This window comes from Streptomyces sp. NPDC052020 (assembly GCF_040680575.1).
Taxonomy (GTDB): domain Bacteria; phylum Actinomycetota; class Actinomycetes; order Streptomycetales; family Streptomycetaceae; genus Streptomyces.
Map to the genome: position 1 here is coordinate 185,715 of NZ_JBFAWY010000004.1, position 15,044 is coordinate 200,758.

Consider the following 15,044-nt stretch of genomic DNA (forward strand, 5'->3'; position numbering starts at 1 on the left):
CGGCCTCCCGGCGGCCGACGCCTCGCGGCCCGGTCACCCACCGCCCCGTCGCCGCCGGGTTCCGCGCGGCCGGCCGCACGGAACCCGCGCACGGCGGGCGGCCCTCCCCGCCGGCACCCGTCGCGGGAAGGGCCGCCGTCCGCCTTCCGGGCCGTCGCCGCTACGCCGCCTCCTCGCCCAGGGGCCGCGGGTTGGGCACGATGCGCCGGGTCCCGGGCCGGTCCGGCGCCTTCAGGAAGAGCGCCAGTACGGCGGAGGCCAGTCCGATGCCGCCCGCCAGGACGAACGCGCCCTCGTAGCCCCAGGCGCCGACGACGACCGCGCCCATGCCGGAGCCGACGAGCCCGGAGACCAGCTTCGAGCTGTAGACCATGCCGTAGTTGGTGGCGTTGTTGTTCTCGCCGAAGTAGTCCGCCGTCATGGCCGCGAACAGCGGGAAGATCGCCCCGCCGCCGAAACCGGAGACCATGGAGCAGAGCAGGAAGAACGGCATGACGCCCATCCGGCCGGAGACCAGCACGCCGAACTGGGCGGCGCCGAGCACCAGGCACACGATGACGAGCGTGTTGCGGCGGCCGCAGCGGTCGGAGATCCAGCCGATCACCCCGCGCCCGGTGCCGTTCACGAGCGCCTTCAGGGACATCGCGGTGGCCACGATCCCGCCCGCGAAGCCCATGTCCTTGCCGAAGGGCACCAGGAAGGCGATGCCGAAGATGTTGATGCCGGCCGTGCACAGCAGACAGAACCACATCCTCCACAGGACGGGCGTCCGGGCGGCCTCCCTGGGGGCGTACTGCCTGACCGCGGGCGGGTTCTTCGCCAGCGCCCGGCGGACCTTCGGGTCGTCCGTCTGCCGGAGCGGGTCGACGTGCGCGGGCCACCAGTTCTTCGGCGGATCCCGGAAGAACCAGCCCGACCCGGCCACGACCAGGCACAGGCCGACACCGGCCGAGACCAGCACCGTCTGGTAGTTGCCCAGGTCCATGTACGAGGTGAACAGGAACACGAAGGGCACGGAGCCGTAGGCGAAGCCGCCGTTGACGAAGCCCGTCTTGCCGCCCTTTCGCTCCGGATACCACTTGCCCACCATGTTCACGCAGGTCGCGTAGACCAGGCCGGCGCCGATGCCGCTGCACATGCCGAAGCCGAGGTAGGCGACGGCGACATGCGGCGCGTACGCCAGCGACACATAGCCCAGCAGGGTCCCGGCCGCCCCGAGCAGCATCGCCGAGCGGGCCGGCAGCCGGCCGCTCTCCCGCAGCTGCCCGGCCGGGAAGGCCACGGCGGCCTGGAAGAACACCCAGACGCCCATCAGCCAGAAGATGTGCCCGCTGCTCCACAGGTGGGCCTCGTGGAGCGTGTCCTCCGCCGACGTGAACGCGTACTCGGCGGAGCTGATGCCCATCATGCCGATCCACGGCAGGATGACCATCCACTTGCGTGGCCGGCCCATGATGTCGATGTCGGACTCGCCGATCCGGTACACCCGGCCGTTGCGGTCCGTCACCTCCCTGCACGGGACGGACGGCTTCGAGAATTCGGTCGTTGTCATGCGGCTCAGCACCCCTTGCGTCGAAAGATCCGGCCAGTGCCCCCTGTCCACATACCTTTCGCGCGCGCACGGGTCCGGGGGCCGGCCGGCGCGCACCGTCGGCCCCGTGCCCCCTCACCTCATGAACCGCCCCCCAGCAGGCCTGCCGCCCGCGCCCAGCGGTACTTCGCGCCCAGCGCGGCCACCGGTTTCTCCGTCGTGTACGGATACGCCACGACCCCCCGCTCGAACAGGTACCGGCCGGCCTCCTCCACCTCGACGTCGCCGGCGAGGGAGGCCACCACCGGCTTCTCGACGCCCCGGGCCCGGAACTCCTCCACCACCCGCGCGGTGAGCTCGGCGAACACCATGGGGGGAGTGACGATGGTGTGCCAGTAGCCGAGGACCAGCGCGTGGATCCGCGGATCCGCCAGGCCCAGCCGGATAGTCGCCTCGTACGTCGACGGCGGCTCGCCCCCAGTGATGTCCACCGGGTTGCCCGCCGCCCCGAACGGCGGGATGAACGCGCGGAACGCGGCGTCCAGGTCGGGCGGGATCTCCATCAGCGACAAGCCGTGATCGGTCACCGCGTCCGACAGCAGCACCCCGCTGCCGCCCGCCCCGGTGATGATGACGACGTTGTCGCCCTTGGGCGTGGGAAGCACCGGCAACGCGCGCGCGTACTCCAGCATCTCGTTCAGCCCGGGCGCCCGGATGACACCGGCCTGCCTCAGGATGTCGTCGTAGACGGCGTCGTCCCCGGCGAGCGCCCCGGTGTGGGAACCGGCGGCCCGCGCGCCCGCGGCGGTGCGTCCCGCCTTGAGGACCACGACCGGCTTCCTCGGTACGGTCGCCCGCGCGGCCTCGACGAAGGCCCGCCCGTCCTTGAGGTCCTCCAGGTGCATCGCGACGCACTCGGTGTGCGGGTCCTCGCCGAACCAGGTCAGCAGGTCGTCCTCGTCCACGTCCGCCTTGTTGCCGAGTCCCACGATCGCCGACACGCCCGTCTTCGTGCTGCGCGCGAACCCCAGGACGGCCATGCCGATGCCGCCGGACTGGGAGGTCAGCGCCAGACCTCCCTTGACGTCGTAGGGCGTGCAGAACGTGGCGCACAGGTCCTGCCAGGTCGAGTAGTAGCCGTAGATGTTCGGGCCCAGCAACCGGACGCCGTGCCGCTCGGCGATCGCCACGATCTCCGCCTGGAGCGCGTGCTCGCCGGTCTCCGCGAACCCCGACGGGATCAGCACGGCGTTGGGAATCCCCTTGCGGCCCACCTCCTCCAGCGCCGCGGCCACGAAACGCGCCGGAATCGCGAAGACCGCCACGTCCACCTCGCCGGGGACGTCGGCGACACTCTCGTACGCCTTGCGGCCCAGGATGTCGCCGGCCTTCGGGTTCACCGGATGGATCTCCCCGGAGAACCCCCCGTCGACGAGGTTGCGCATCACCGAGTTGCCGATCTTGCCGGGCTCGTTGGAGGCGCCGATCACGGCCACCGACGACGGCCGCATCAGGCGGCGCATCGAGGTGAGGATCTCCTCGCGCGTGTACGACCTGCGGACCGGCGGCAGCGACTCGGCCAGGACCACGCGGATGTCCGCCGCCACCGCCCCCTGACCGGTCGCCATCACCGGGTTGAGGTCCACCTCGGCGATCTCGGGGAAGTCCGTCACCAGGTCGGACACCCGGCGGATCTGCTCGGCCAACGCCGACCGGTCCACGGCCGCCTGCCCGCGCACCCCGCCCAGGACCTGAGCCGACCGGATCGAGTCCAGCATCGACAGCGCCTCGTCCGCGTCCACCGGCGCGAGCCGGAACGTGACGTCCTTCAGCACCTCGACGAGCACTCCGCCGAGCCCGAACGCGACCACCTTCCCGAACGTCGGGTCCGTCACCGCGCCGACGATGACCTCCTGCCCCCGCGGCAGCAGTTCCTGCACCTGCACGCCGTGGACGCGGGCCTCGGGCGCGTACGCGCGCGCGTTGTCCACGATCCGGCGGAACGCCGCCCGCACCCGCTCCGCGCCCTCCACCCCGACGACCACGCCGCCGGCGTCGGTCTTGTGCGGGATGTCCGGGGAGACGATCTTCAGCACCACGGGTCCGCCGAAGCGCGCCGCGCACGCCACCGCCTCCTCGACGTCCCGCGCGAGTTCCTCGCCGGGTACGGCGATCCCGTACGCCTCGGCGATCACCCTGCCCTCGGGCGCGGTGAGCGCGGTGCGGCCCTCGGCCCGCACGGAGTCGAGCAGCGCGCGCACCCTGAGCATCCGGTCCTCGGCCACCACGTCAGATCACCCCGTCCGACTTCAGCAGGCGCAGCTCCTCGTGGCCGAGGCCGAGCTCACCGACGTAGATCTCCTCGTTGTGCTCGCCGAGCAGCGGGGAACCGGTCACCTCCACGGGGGAGTCGGAGAGCTTGAGCGGGCTGCCGACGGTCACGAACTCACCCCGCTGCGGGTGCGGTACGCGCACCACCATCCCGTTGGCGGCGAGCGAGGCGTCCTCGATGATCTCCTTCGTGGACAGGATCGGCCCGCACGGGATGCCGTGCGCGTTCAGCCGCTCCAGCACCTCCCACTTCGGCAGCGTCGAGGACCACTCCTCGATCAGCTGGAACATCTTGTTCAGCTTCGGCAGACGGGCCCGAGGCGTCGCCCACTCGGGATCGTCCGCCAGCTCCGGCCGGCCGATGAGCTCGGTGATCGGCCGCCAGCCGACGGGTTGCACGATGACATACACATAATCGTTCGGGCCGCCCGGCGCGCACTTGACCGCCCAGCCCGGCTGGCCGCCGCCGGAGGCGTTGCCGGACCGGGGAACCTCGTCGCCGAAGTCCTCGTTGGGATATTCGGCGAGTGGACCATGAGCCAGGCGCTGCTGGTCGCGCAGCTTCACCCGGCAGAGGTTGAGCACCGCGTGCTGCATGGCCACGTTCACCCGCTGCCCGCGCCCGGTGCGCTCCCGCTGGTACAGCGCCGCGAGGATGCCCGCCACGGCGTGGACGCCCGTGCCCGAGTCCCCGATCTGGGCCCCCGTCGCCAGCGGCGGCCCGTCCTCGAACCCGGTGGTCGCCATCGATCCGCCCATGGCCTGTGCGACGACCTCGTACGCCTTGAAGCCGGTGTACGGGCCCTCGCCGAACCCCTTGATGGAGGCGTAGACGATCCGTGGATTGATCTCCCGGATGCGGTCCCAGGTGAACCCCATACGGTCGACCGCGCCCGGCCCGAAGTTCTCGACCATGACGTCGGAGCGGCGGATCAGCTCGGTGAGGAGTTCCTTGCCGCGCTCGGTCTTGGTGTTGAGGGTGATGCTCCGCTTGTTGCAGTTGAGCATCGTGAAGTAGAGGGAGTCGACGTCCGGGAGGTCGCGCAGTTGCTTGCGCGTGATGTCACCGGTCGGCGCCTCCAGCTTGACGACGTCCGCGCCGAGCCAGGCCAGCAGCTGGGTGGCCGAGGGGCCGGACTGAACGTGCGTCATGTCCAGGACGCGGATGCCGTCGAGGGCCTTGGTCGCTGTCATGAGGGCACCTCACTTGTACATGGTCTGGTTCATGGTTCCGGGGGCGTACGCGTCGGGGTCGACCCAGACGTTGATCAGTGACGGCTTGCCGGACTCGCGGGCGCGGAGCAGCGCGGGGGCGATGTCGGCGGGGTCGCGCACCTCCTCGCCGTAACCGCCCAGCATCTGTGCGAACTTGTCGTAGGGCACGTCGCCGAGGGTGTTGCCGACCCGCTCGCGGTCCTTGCCGTACTTGGCGGCCTGGCCGTAACGGATCTGGTTCATGGAGGAGTTGTTGCCGACGATCCCGACGAACGGGAGGTCGTAGCGGACGAGGGTCTCGAAGTCCCAGCCGGTGAGAGAGAAGGCGCCGTCACCGAAGAGGGCGACGACCTCCTTGTCGGGCCGCGCCTGCTTGGCGGCGAGCACGAAGGGCACGCCGACGCCGAGCGTGCCCAACGGGCCCGGGTCCATCCAGTGCCCGGGCGACTTGGGCTGCACGACCTGGCCGGAGAAGGTGACGATGTCGCCGCCGTCGCCGATGTAGAGGGAGTCCTCGGTGAGGAAGTCGTTGATCTCACTGACCAAGCGATAGGGGTGGACGGGGGAGGCGTCCGACCGGAGCTGTGGCAGCCGCCTGTCCAGTGCGGTCTGCTCGGCGGCCCGCAGTTCGTCCAGCCACTCCTTGCGCCGCGACATCCCCGTGTCGAGCCGCCCCGAGGCCGCTTCGGTCACCGACTTCAGGACCAGTCCCGCGTCGCCCACGACACCGAGGTCGATATCGCGGTTCTTCCCGACGGTCCGGTAGTCGAGGTCGATCTGCACCACCGTCGCCTCGGACGACAGCCGCTTGCCGTAGCCCATGCGGAAATCGAAGGGTGTGCCGACGATGACGATGACATCGGCGTTCGAGAACGCGTAGCGGCGGGAGAGCTGGAAGTGATGCGGGTCCCCGGGCGGCAGCGTGCCGCGTCCAGCCCCGTTCATGTACGCGGGGACATTGAGCGTGCGCACGAGTTCCACGGCGGCCTCGGTGCCTCGGGTCGTCCAGACCTGGCTGCCCAGCAGGACGACCGGCTTCTGCGCGTGCACCAGCAGATCGGCCAGCTTCTCCACCGCCTCCGGATCCCCGGGCGAACGCGTCGAAGCACGGTAGGCACCGGCCTTCGGCACCCGCGCCGTGGAGACCGGTACCTTCGCGTCCAGTACATCCCGCGGGATCTCCAGAAAGGCGGGACCGGGTGCGCCGTGGTAGCACTCGCGGAACGCCATCGACACCATGTCCGCCGCTCGGGCCGTGTCCGGCACGGTCGCCGCGAACTTGGTGATCGGGTTCATCATCTCGACGTGCGGCAGATCCTGGAGTGACCCCATCTTGTGCTGGCTCAGCGCACCCTGACCGCCGATCAGCAGCATGGGGGACTCCGCCCGGAAGGCGTTGGCGACACCGGTGACGGCGTCGGTCGTGCCCGGCCCCGCGGTGACGACCGCGCAGCCGGGCTTGCCCGTGACGCGTGCGTACCCGTCGGCGGCGTGGGCGGCGACCTGTTCGTGGCGGACGTCGACGACTTCGATGCCCTCGTCGACGCAGCCGTCGTAGATGTCGATGATGTGGCCGCCGCACAGGGTGTAGATGCGGTCGACCCCCTCGGCCTTGAGTGCCTTGGCCACGAGGTGGCCGCCGGAGATGACGTCCTGGTTGTCGTCGGGCATGGCGAAGTCCTGTCCCTTCTCAAAGGGGTGGGAACGGTCTCAAGGAGGTGGGAACGGTCCCGCGGTACTCGCAGTACATGGCGATCGCCGTACGTCGCACGGGCCGGTGCCCTCGCACCGTAGATTGCATACAGTCGACGAATACTGTATGGAGCCTGTTATCCCGCATCTGGTGGACGGTGTCCAGGGGGCGTGCGGCACTTTCCGCCAACGGTGGAGAAGGGGCGCCGCAGAGGGCCGGGGGCCGGATTCGGCGGGACGCCGACGGAGAAGGTCCGCAAGGCCATGGCCGTTCTGACCGGCCGCGGCGACCCGCGCGGGCAGCCCTGGACCGACCGCGGGCGCCGCCGCGCCCCGGCGGCCAGGCGCCGCCGGCCCTCGGCCGCGGCACCGACGGCGGAGCCACTCACGCTGTCCGGATCCAGTCATCCGCCCCGCCCCCGGCGGCTGGGGCGGACGTACCCCCGGCCGGTGCCCCCGGGCCACCGGACGGAGCCGGCGGCCCGGGGGCACCGGCCGGTGACCGACGGGTCACGCGCGGTGAAACCGCTGGTGAGACGGGTGCCGCGGCGTCGGCCACCGGGCGCGACGGACGGAAACGCTGGTGAAAGGCACTCCGAAACCTTGGTATTGTTGTCCATGTCGCCGCGGGGGGAACGCCCCGCCGAGCGACAGACACCTGGTCCGGGTGGCGGAATGGCAGACGCGCTAGCTTGAGGTGCTAGTGCCCTTTATCGGGCGTGGGGGTTCAAGTCCCCCCTCGGACACCAGCAGAAACCCCAGTTGATCTGGGGTTTTTCTGTTTCTCCGGCTGTGGGGTGACCAACCACGTGACCAACATCCGAGCGAACTTCCTGGTCAGACCAGAGATGACAGGCCGATTCGGGCAGCGCTGGAAGCGGCCAGCCTCTTCGCTCCCTCGGCGCGACGCCTGCCGTACCGTGCCATGGTGTAGCCCGGCGAGTGGTGCCGGGCGTTGGCCGAGACCTCTACGGGGTTCTCGTGGTTGTCGAGATCGTTCGTAATCTTCGATGCCCGCCAGTCGTGCAGCCGGAAGTTCTCCGGCAGGTACAGACGGTTACGCGCCGTCCGCAAGCGGGCCGACACCTTCTCAGGGTCCTGCGGTCCGCCCGCCTCGCCCCGGTACAGCTTGAAGCCGTCGCGGGCGAACACAAGGTCATGGTCCACCCAGAGATCCCCGAGCCGTTCCCGCTCCGCGTCCTGGCGCTCCTCCTGCCACTTGAGGACGTTCATCAGGGCTTGGTCTACGTAAATGATCGCATTGTCGTCTCCGTCCTTGGTCAGCTTCCGCAGCCGGTACGTGTTGCCTTCCTCGACCACGACCCAGGCCAGTTCGATGGCGCACTCGTCCCAGTGGATGAGCGACCACTTCCACCCCAGCACTTCGCTGCGGCGGCCTGAGGTGGCCGCGTAGGCGGTCCACAGCCGGGCGTCCCGAAGACAGTGGTGAGTCAGCCCTCTGTCACACGCCCGGTTGCCGCACGGCTTCCATATCTCTCGGAGGAAGTGCGCCGTCTCGTGGTCGTTGAGCGTGGGGAAGTCCGGCGTAGCCGCCTTGATCTGCCGTTCCGTGGGCGGGTTGGCAGTGTGGGCCGGGTTGACCGTGAGGAGCTTCCTCGGTCCCGTCACCGAGTCCAGCGCCGCCGAGATGATGTTGTGGATGTGGCGGACGCTCTTGGGGCCGAGCGGCTTGTTCCCGTTGGCCTCGATGGGCGTGCTCTCCAGGAGCCGGTACAGCTCGTCCAGCCGCTCGTCCGTCACCTCCACCACCTTGACCTTGCCGATGTGCGGCTTGATGTGCAGCCGGATCTTCGGCTCGTACCCCTCCTTCGTGGTGTCTTCGCCCCGATGCTTGGCAAGCCAGCCCTCCATGAGCTCGGCCATGGTCATGCCGGAGCGAGGGTGAGGGTGCCTGCCTCGTGGTCGGTGTGCCACTTGCGCAGCGCCCGTTCCGCCTCGGTCTTGGTCTTGTACTCCCGGCCTATCCAGTAGCGACCCCTCTTGCCCGTCGCCGGGTCGAAGTGCAGGGGCGTACGCACGCCCCAGGTGTTCGGTCGGCCCGTGCGCGGGATCTCCACTGGAGTCCCACCGAGCCCGTTGCCGCGCTTTGCCACCCGGCTAGTTCCCCCTCGTTCTGTGCCAGCCGCTACGGCTGTCGTTCCTGTTCGGCATCGATCCCCTTCAGCGTTGCGATCGCCTTGTCCGTGAGCCGCCCGCCGGCCTTGCCTTCGACCTTGGTCAGGAAGCCGCGCTGACGCGCCGCCCGGAGGTGGCCCTTCAAGGTGGCCTGCTTCGTGCTTGTCCACGTCTCTAGTTCCTGAAGTGGGGCGCGGTGTCCCGCCTCAACGACGTGGACATAGAGATCGGAGATCACGGCGAGGTACTCGTCAGACACGCCCTTGGGGAGCGCAGCGAGCCTCTTCCGGAACCCTTGGACCTTGCGCTGTTGCAGATCCTCCACGGCCCCGCGTGCCATCCGCGCCCACGGAGCGAAGTCCTCCGCCTCCTTCGCCGCTGCGGCGATGTCCACCCTGCGAAGGATCGTGGTCGTGATGCCCCGTGCAACTTCCTGGGAGTCGGCCCCCTCGCGGGGCTCGATGTGGATGGATCGCAGACCGCCCGCGCCCGCGACAGTGTCGAGCGGCCACAGCATCGCAACCCGCCACGGCCCGATGTCCTGCACCGTCTCCGTGAAGTGCTCTCCGGGGAGGTACTTCGACTCTTCGGAAACGCCCGCCTGATGAGCGTCACCGACCTGGCCGAGTACCTGGGCGTGACGCCCGCGTGGGTCTACAACAACCACCGACCGCTCAACATCCCCGCGTGCAAGATCGGCGGACACCTTCGCTTCCGGCCGTCCGATGTGGAGCGCTGGCTTGAGCGGGAGTGCCGGGAAGCCACCTGACCTGAGCCCCAACCCCAAGCCAGCCGGACGGCTGGCCGTGCCCACCAGAAGGGAGCACATGCGAACCACCGACTACCGGCGCTCACCGCGCCACTCAGGAAGGATCACAACTCAGTGCGCATCGACGGCCCGGCGTTGAATGGGGCGGCCTCTCACAGGTGCAGTGCGAACGCATGGCCAGGGATGGCGGGCACCAACTGACCTACCGCGTCTACTTCGCCGCCCTGTGGAAGGCGAACCAGATCGGCCATGCCGAGTTTCGCAAGGGTGAGCTGGCGAAGATGCTTGCCGGTAGTGATGGGGTCATCCCGTCCAGGCAGAGCGTCACCAACGCGATCAAGCGAGCCAAGGTCTTGGACCTCATCGGGCAAGACTCGACCGTCCGCTGCCTCACCGCGCCCCACCATCACTTCCAGAAGGGCGGCCGAGGTGGCCGCAAGTGCAGCGTGCACGGCGACGCCACACCCTGGGCGTGGGCTTCCTGAACGTACGCCCCACCAGCCGACATGCTCCACGTGTACAAACACGCGGAACGTACACGCCAGGCGTGGCGGAGGGGCACGCCCAGCGTGTCGTGGTACGTCGCCTGACCTGCGGAAACGTTCGGCTGCTCTTTATCTATCTCAGTAACTTCTTAGCCTCGTACGCCTTGTACACCCGGCCCCTGCCGGGGCCGACAGAGCGAAGCGACTTACGTACGTACGTCAACGGCGAGACGTACAGGCGCAAGCCGAAGGGTCTTCGTCATGAACGGCCCCGAAGGGGCCGACATCGTGGAGCCACTTACGTACAGCGGCGAAGTGGAGTAGGGCGCGCAGCGCCCCCATCAACGGCGAGTGCGACGGCGAAGGCGTGAGCACAGAGGGCGGCCATTCGGCCGCTCAGCCCGAAACCACTTACGTACCTACGTGCAGCGGCGAAGAGGCGATTAGCAGGGAGCGGCCTCCGGCCGCACAGCCGGAAGCCGCTTCAACAGGGCGCCCTCCAAGGGGGCGACATCAGGAAGACCAGGAAGCCAGCCAGGTGGGGCGCTGCCGCGCCCCCGCAGCCCGAAGCCCCTTCGACATGCGGCAAGAAGAGTGGGGCCGCGTAGCGGCCACAGGGCGAAGCCGCTTACGGCAAGCCTCGCAAGGCTTCACTCTCATGCAGGCTCTGAATGCCGGCCAGGCTAGGCGCAGCGCTCCCACCTGCTACTTCTCCGCCGATGCCTAGATCGCCGCTGCCCTGACGAGGTCTGGAACCGTGGCAGGATCTGAGCTGCTAAGACATGCCGGTCCTCGACTTCCCGTTCTAGGGGTCATACCCCACCCCCTTCGCCGTCGCGCTCGCACCCTGCTGTCCGTCGCCGTCGCCCTGGTTCAGCGTCAGCCTGCGCCTTCCCTCCGCCGTTGCAGGCTTGCCCGTCACTCCGGGCAGGCGAACGGCTGTACGTCCGCGTGAGTGGCCGACAGGCCGCACGACTCCGCGAGGGACGAGAGGGAAGCGACAGGCAGGGAGGCAGGCGCACAGCCTCACGGCAGGGCAGACAGTCAGGGCAGGGCGCACCAGCGCCCCGCTGTCGAAGGTGTCGAGCACGAGCACAAGCATCAGGACCACGGGCAATGCGGAGAGGCCGAGCGTCACGCCTGCCCGAAGTGCGAAGCCCCTGCCGGTAGCCCCTGCCGTACGAGTGCAGGCAAGGTGGCAGCGAGCTACCACACGGGCCGCTTCGCCCTCGTGCCCTCACTCAAAGCGGAACTCACCGTGAAGACCCCGGCCGACCGCAACCCCGGTAAGCGATGGGTGCAGGGTGAGCCCGTGCCCGTGGTGACGGAAGCCGTACCGGGCGCAGCGATCCGACTGGGCTATGCCAGGTGCAGCACGGTTGGGCAGGAACTACAGAGCCAGTTGGACATGCTGGCCCGTGCCGACTGCACGCGGGTCTTCTCCGAGAAGATCAGCACCCGCGTGAAGGAACGGCCCGAACTGGAGAAGGCGTTGGCCCTAGCGCGGGAGATCAAGACCGCCGCACCGAACCAGCCCGTCATCCTGACCGTGGTCGAGATGAAGCGCCTTGCCCGCAACGCAGCAGAGCTCATGACGTTGTCCTCCACCCTGCAAGCGGACGGCATCCAACTCGAACTCCTCTCCGGTCCCTTGCAGGGGGTGTACGACCCGAACGGGGCAGGTGCCATCGTCTTCGCCGTCCTGGCCGTGGCCGCCGAAGTGGAGCGGGAAGGCATCCGGGAGAAGACGTTGGAGGGGCTGGACACTGCGGCCCGCAAGGGCAACCACGGTGGACGCCCCTCCGTCGTAGACGACGACAAGCTAGCCATAGCCCGCGCCCGGCATGCCAAGGGAGAGAGCGTCACAGCCATCGCCAAGGCCCTGGGGATCTCCCGTGCCACCTTGTACCGGCACATCGGTGAAAGCGCCTGAGACAGGTGCACAGGGGCGCAGTCAGGCGCTCACCTCGGAGCGCACCGGGACGGGTGGTCGAACACCGGTGAGCGCCTCCGCGCGGGCAACGAGCCGGGGTGCAAGGTCGGGGTACCAGCCACGGGCTACGGCTTGCAGCATCTCCGCCAGCGCGGCGAGTTCCCCGATTCGGCCGGCCGGGGTGTCGAGGGTCGGCGCGAACTCCTTGCGGATGCGGGCGGCTACATCGGGAACGAGCAGGCTGTTGGCGTGGAGGAGACCCGCGTCATAGCCGAAGGGCACCAAACCCCACCGCTCCCAGTCCAACAGGCAGAGGGGCGCAGCCGTGAGGTTCCCCCAGTGCAGGTCACCGTGGCCGGTCACCCGCTCCACCTTGGCGGGAGCCGGGACGCCGAGGAACTGGGGGAAGGCCCGTTCGATCCAGCCGTCCCGGACGGTGACCTTCACCCCCTCCACTTCAGCGAGCAGGACAAGGGCTCGGCGCAGCTCACCCCACCACTCGTCAGGCAACTCCGGGTCGTGGTCGATGTCGGCTCGTTCCGGGGACACGATGGGTCGCGCGACGTAGTCGAGGACTTCCGCCTCGAAAGCCCACTCCCTGTCAGTCCAGTCGTGCACCTCGTACAGGCGCGGGCGCGGGACGGCATCGGGCACGAGCAGGGAGGCCCCTGCAATGCCCTCCCCCTCCTTCCTGCCTGCGTTCCTCTTCGCCGTCCGGCTCACTCGTAGCCACCGGTCCCCCGCTCGGCGCCCGAGGGTGACACCAAGGAAGCCCCACGCCAGCGGCCCCGTGCAGGTGAGCCCCAGAGCCTTGGCCGCCCGGTCATGGGCGGCCTCCATCAGGGCCTGTACCTCCTCATTCACCGGCGAGTTCATCCGTCACCCTCCTGATTTCCTGGGTCGTCAGAGGCGCAGCCAGAGCCTTGGCCGCATCGTCCCAGTGTTCACGGGTGCTCGCCGAAGTCAGGACGACATCGAGGTCAGGGCACGAGCCAGCGGCCAGCAGGGCAGCGGCTGCGGCCGACAGGCCGGGGCGGATGAGGTTCACCAGCTCGGGTGTCATGGCATCGAGGAGTTCACCCCCGTGCAGGGGGGCGGAGCCGAATGTGATCAGCCCCGCGTCCTTCGCCTGCACCAGCGGTCCGCCGCCGTTCAGCGCCTGTGTGATCGGGGCATCCATGATCAGGCTGACAGGCATCTGCAAGCCCGTGCAGTGATGCTCGGCGGAACCAGCCGCCTGCCGGGCAAGGGAGAGCAACTCGGGAACGCTGAAGGCTCCGGAGGTCAGGCCCGACCAGGTGGCGACGCCGTACCCTTCGATCCTGCCCGCATGGGCGAACTCTTCCAGCGCCGTGAAGGCTTCCCTCACACGCCAGTGCAGAGCAGCGCGGTCAAGGCCGTGCCCGTCGTGCTCCGGGTTGTGCACGAACACCAGGTCCACGCGCCCGAGCGCGGCCAACGAGCGCTCCGTCTGCCAGCGGACAAAGCCCCGTTCAAGGCTGTGCCTGTTGGTCGTCTCGTACCCGGTGAGCACGCCTTCGGCCAGGGCGGTGCGGCCTTTCTCCGCCGTGAAGAACCCCGTTTTCGTGGCCACTCGCACGGTCGGGTACTCCCCGAGAACCGGGCGCAACTCCTCATGCGCCCGCCCGTGGGCGTAGTTGGGTGCCGTGTCCACCCACGGGCTACCGGCAGCCAGGGCGGTGCGTGCCGCCTGACTGACGGCACGCACGCGGTATGTCCCCAGGGAGAGCGCGGCGGTCACAGCGCGGTCCCCACGACTGCGACGGCATGGCCGTCGATGAGGGCGGAGACCAGTTCGGCCACGTCCTTGACTTCCAGTCCGGCGGTGTCGGCCATCTCGCCGAGCGTGGTCGGCTGGTTGGTCAGCAGCGTGCCCAGCGCGGGCGCTGCGGACTCGGCGAAGTCCCACGCGGTACCGGCCGCCGAGAAGGTGACCGTGCCCCGTTCGCGGTTCGCCGTCAGGCGACCCCTCGGGGCAGTGAGCTTGACCGTGATCCCTGCCCGTGCGGGGAGCCCATCCACGTAGGGCAGGGACGGAATCGCGTGGCCCAAGTCGGTCGTGTCGGTCGACTCCGCCCACCGCTCCACGAGGCAGGGGTCCGCCATCATGTCGGTCACCTCATGGCGTACGGCGTCGATGAAGTCCGACTGTTCCGCCAGCGAGCCGAAGCGCGGGATGTCCCTGCGCAGCGCGAGGGACGCCCGGAGCTGATCAACGACCCAGAGCATCAGGTCCGCGCCGGTATGCGTGACCACGCCGAACGTCAGGTGCAGGGATTCCGTCCCCTGGTCAGCGGTGACCGCGTGCCACCAGCCGCGCGGCAGGTAGAGCACGTCACCCGGGGACAGAACGAGGTCCGCCACCGGGTCGCCCTCCGGCTCCTCCGGCGACTCCACGTCCCGGAAGGTGGGCGCTTCACGGGTCATGCCCCACAGGCGCCACCGCTTCGAGCCGTGCACCTGGACCACGACGACATCATGGTCGTCCCAGTGCCGGCCGAAGCCCTCCCGCTCGGTCCACGAGGCGTACACGTTGGCCTGCACGGAAGTCCCGAGGAAGCGTTGCAGCCCCTCAGCAGCCGCCCCCACGGCGGGGTGAATCTTCTCCACCGAGTCAAGGACCAGCGACGCCCCGTCCCTGAGCTGGGCATGGAAGTCGGACGGTTGGATGCGGGACCAGGTGGCCGCTCGGCGGTTCGTGGTGGGGATGGCGTAGCGGTGGAGCGGGACCATCTCGCCGTCAGCCGACAGGCGCAACCGGGGCGGCTCCAGCCTCTGCGTGGCGATGATCCGGTTCAGGTTGTCCCAGGAGAACAGGCCCGCCGTGTCGGCGGCCCCGGGGAAGTGCGCGTAGGAGCGGTGGTATGTCTGGGCGAGGAACGTGTCCCCGCCCAGACGCCCCGCCCACGAGGCTGCATCAAGCACCGTGGG

General features: G+C 69.3%; 13 protein-coding genes and 1 tRNA gene. 4 read left to right on the plus strand and 10 right to left on the minus strand.

Features of this window, described 5'->3' with window-relative positions:
- Nucleotides 1–160 precede the first annotated feature (160 nt).
- The 4 genes from AB0L74_RS05495 to AB0L74_RS05510 form a co-directional block, all read right to left on the minus strand.
- The gene (locus AB0L74_RS05495) at nucleotides 161–1,552 is read right to left on the minus strand and encodes an OFA family MFS transporter (RefSeq protein ID WP_365645842.1); all 1,392 of its coding nucleotides are present in this window, start codon (nucleotides 1,550–1,552) and stop codon (nucleotides 161–163) included.
- Between the two features lie 119 nt (nucleotides 1,553–1,671).
- A complete protein-coding gene (locus tag AB0L74_RS05500; RefSeq protein WP_365646048.1) occupies nucleotides 1,672–3,816 on the minus strand; it encodes an acetate--CoA ligase family protein in 2,145 nt (714 codons plus the stop codon).
- Between the two features lie 4 nt (nucleotides 3,817–3,820).
- Entirely contained in the window at nucleotides 3,821–5,056 is a 1,236-nt protein-coding gene (frc, locus tag AB0L74_RS05505; RefSeq protein WP_365645844.1) for a formyl-CoA transferase, read from the minus strand.
- A gap of 9 nt (nucleotides 5,057–5,065) precedes the next feature.
- On the minus strand, nucleotides 5,066–6,748 hold the full coding sequence (locus AB0L74_RS05510) for a thiamine pyrophosphate-binding protein (protein WP_365645846.1): 1,683 nt from the start codon (nucleotides 6,746–6,748) through the stop codon (nucleotides 5,066–5,068).
- Between the two features lie 682 nt (nucleotides 6,749–7,430).
- On the opposite strand from AB0L74_RS05510, the gene AB0L74_RS05515 reads away from it, so the two are divergent.
- Nucleotides 7,431–7,518 (plus strand) — tRNA-Leu (locus tag AB0L74_RS05515).
- 88 nt (nucleotides 7,519–7,606) lie between these two features.
- Here AB0L74_RS05515 and AB0L74_RS05520 read toward each other — a convergent pair.
- The 3 genes from AB0L74_RS05520 to AB0L74_RS05530 all read right to left on the minus strand — a co-directional run bounded on the left by AB0L74_RS05520 (nucleotide 7,607) and on the right by AB0L74_RS05530 (nucleotide 9,452).
- Nucleotides 7,607–8,659 (minus strand): hypothetical protein, encoded by a 1,053-nt coding sequence (locus AB0L74_RS05520; protein ID WP_365645848.1) that lies wholly within the window; start codon nucleotides 8,657–8,659, stop codon nucleotides 7,607–7,609.
- Entirely contained in the window at nucleotides 8,656–8,808 is a 153-nt protein-coding gene (locus AB0L74_RS05525) for a hypothetical protein (protein ID WP_365645850.1), read from the minus strand. Before AB0L74_RS05525 ends, AB0L74_RS05520 begins: the two co-directional genes overlap by 4 nt.
- 107 nt (nucleotides 8,809–8,915) lie before the next feature.
- A complete protein-coding gene (locus AB0L74_RS05530; RefSeq protein WP_365645852.1) occupies nucleotides 8,916–9,452 on the minus strand; it encodes a hypothetical protein in 537 nt (178 codons plus the stop codon).
- A 57-nt stretch (nucleotides 9,453–9,509) separates the two neighbouring features.
- Between AB0L74_RS05530 and AB0L74_RS05535 the strand changes: the two genes are divergently transcribed.
- The 3 genes from AB0L74_RS05535 to AB0L74_RS05545 all read left to right on the plus strand — a co-directional run bounded on the left by AB0L74_RS05535 (nucleotide 9,510) and on the right by AB0L74_RS05545 (nucleotide 12,092).
- Complete coding sequence (locus AB0L74_RS05535) at nucleotides 9,510–9,674, plus strand: helix-turn-helix domain-containing protein (protein WP_365645854.1); 165 nt, start codon at nucleotides 9,510–9,512, stop codon at nucleotides 9,672–9,674.
- A gap of 173 nt (nucleotides 9,675–9,847) precedes the next feature.
- A complete protein-coding gene (locus AB0L74_RS05540; RefSeq protein WP_365645856.1) occupies nucleotides 9,848–10,159 on the plus strand; it encodes a hypothetical protein in 312 nt (103 codons plus the stop codon).
- Between the two features lie 1,195 nt (nucleotides 10,160–11,354).
- Nucleotides 11,355–12,092 (plus strand): recombinase family protein, encoded by a 738-nt coding sequence (locus tag AB0L74_RS05545; protein ID WP_365645858.1) that lies wholly within the window; start codon nucleotides 11,355–11,357, stop codon nucleotides 12,090–12,092.
- A 21-nt stretch (nucleotides 12,093–12,113) separates the two neighbouring features.
- Here the strand turns inward: AB0L74_RS05545 and AB0L74_RS05550 are convergent, their stop codons facing one another.
- Genes AB0L74_RS05550 through AB0L74_RS05560 form a run of 3 tightly spaced genes read right to left on the minus strand, consistent with a single transcriptional unit; the run spans nucleotide 12,114 to nucleotide 15,038 of the window.
- A complete protein-coding gene (locus tag AB0L74_RS05550) occupies nucleotides 12,114–12,956 on the minus strand; it encodes a hypothetical protein (protein WP_365645860.1) in 843 nt (280 codons plus the stop codon).
- On the minus strand, nucleotides 12,949–13,854 hold the full coding sequence (locus AB0L74_RS05555) for an aldo/keto reductase (RefSeq protein WP_365645862.1): 906 nt from the start codon (nucleotides 13,852–13,854) through the stop codon (nucleotides 12,949–12,951). Before AB0L74_RS05555 ends, AB0L74_RS05550 begins: the two co-directional genes overlap by 8 nt.
- Nucleotides 13,851–15,038, minus strand: coding sequence for a cupin domain-containing protein (locus AB0L74_RS05560; RefSeq protein ID WP_365645864.1), 1,188 nt, complete (start codon nucleotides 15,036–15,038; stop codon nucleotides 13,851–13,853). The genes AB0L74_RS05555 and AB0L74_RS05560 overlap by 4 nt, the downstream gene beginning before the upstream one ends.
- Between the last annotated feature and the right edge of the window lie 6 nt (nucleotides 15,039–15,044).

Bases quoted from the DNA above. Each gene is read 5' to 3' on its own strand.
- AB0L74_RS05495 (WP_365645842.1), bottom strand. From the start codon at position 1,552: ATGACAACGACCGAATTCTCGAAGCCGTCCGTCCCGTGCAGGGAGGTG.
- frc (WP_365645844.1), bottom strand. From the start codon at position 5,056: ATGACAGCGACCAAGGCCCTCGACGGCATCCGCGTCCTGGACATGACG.
- AB0L74_RS05510 (WP_365645846.1), bottom strand. From the start codon at position 6,748: ATGCCCGACGACAACCAGGACGTCATCTCCGGCGGCCACCTCGTGGCC.
- AB0L74_RS05520 (WP_365645848.1), bottom strand. From the start codon at position 8,659: ATGACCATGGCCGAGCTCATGGAGGGCTGGCTTGCCAAGCATCGGGGC.
- AB0L74_RS05535 (WP_365645854.1), top strand. From the start codon at position 9,510: ATGAGCGTCACCGACCTGGCCGAGTACCTGGGCGTGACGCCCGCGTGG.
- AB0L74_RS05540 (WP_365645856.1), top strand. From the start codon at position 9,848: ATGGCCAGGGATGGCGGGCACCAACTGACCTACCGCGTCTACTTCGCC.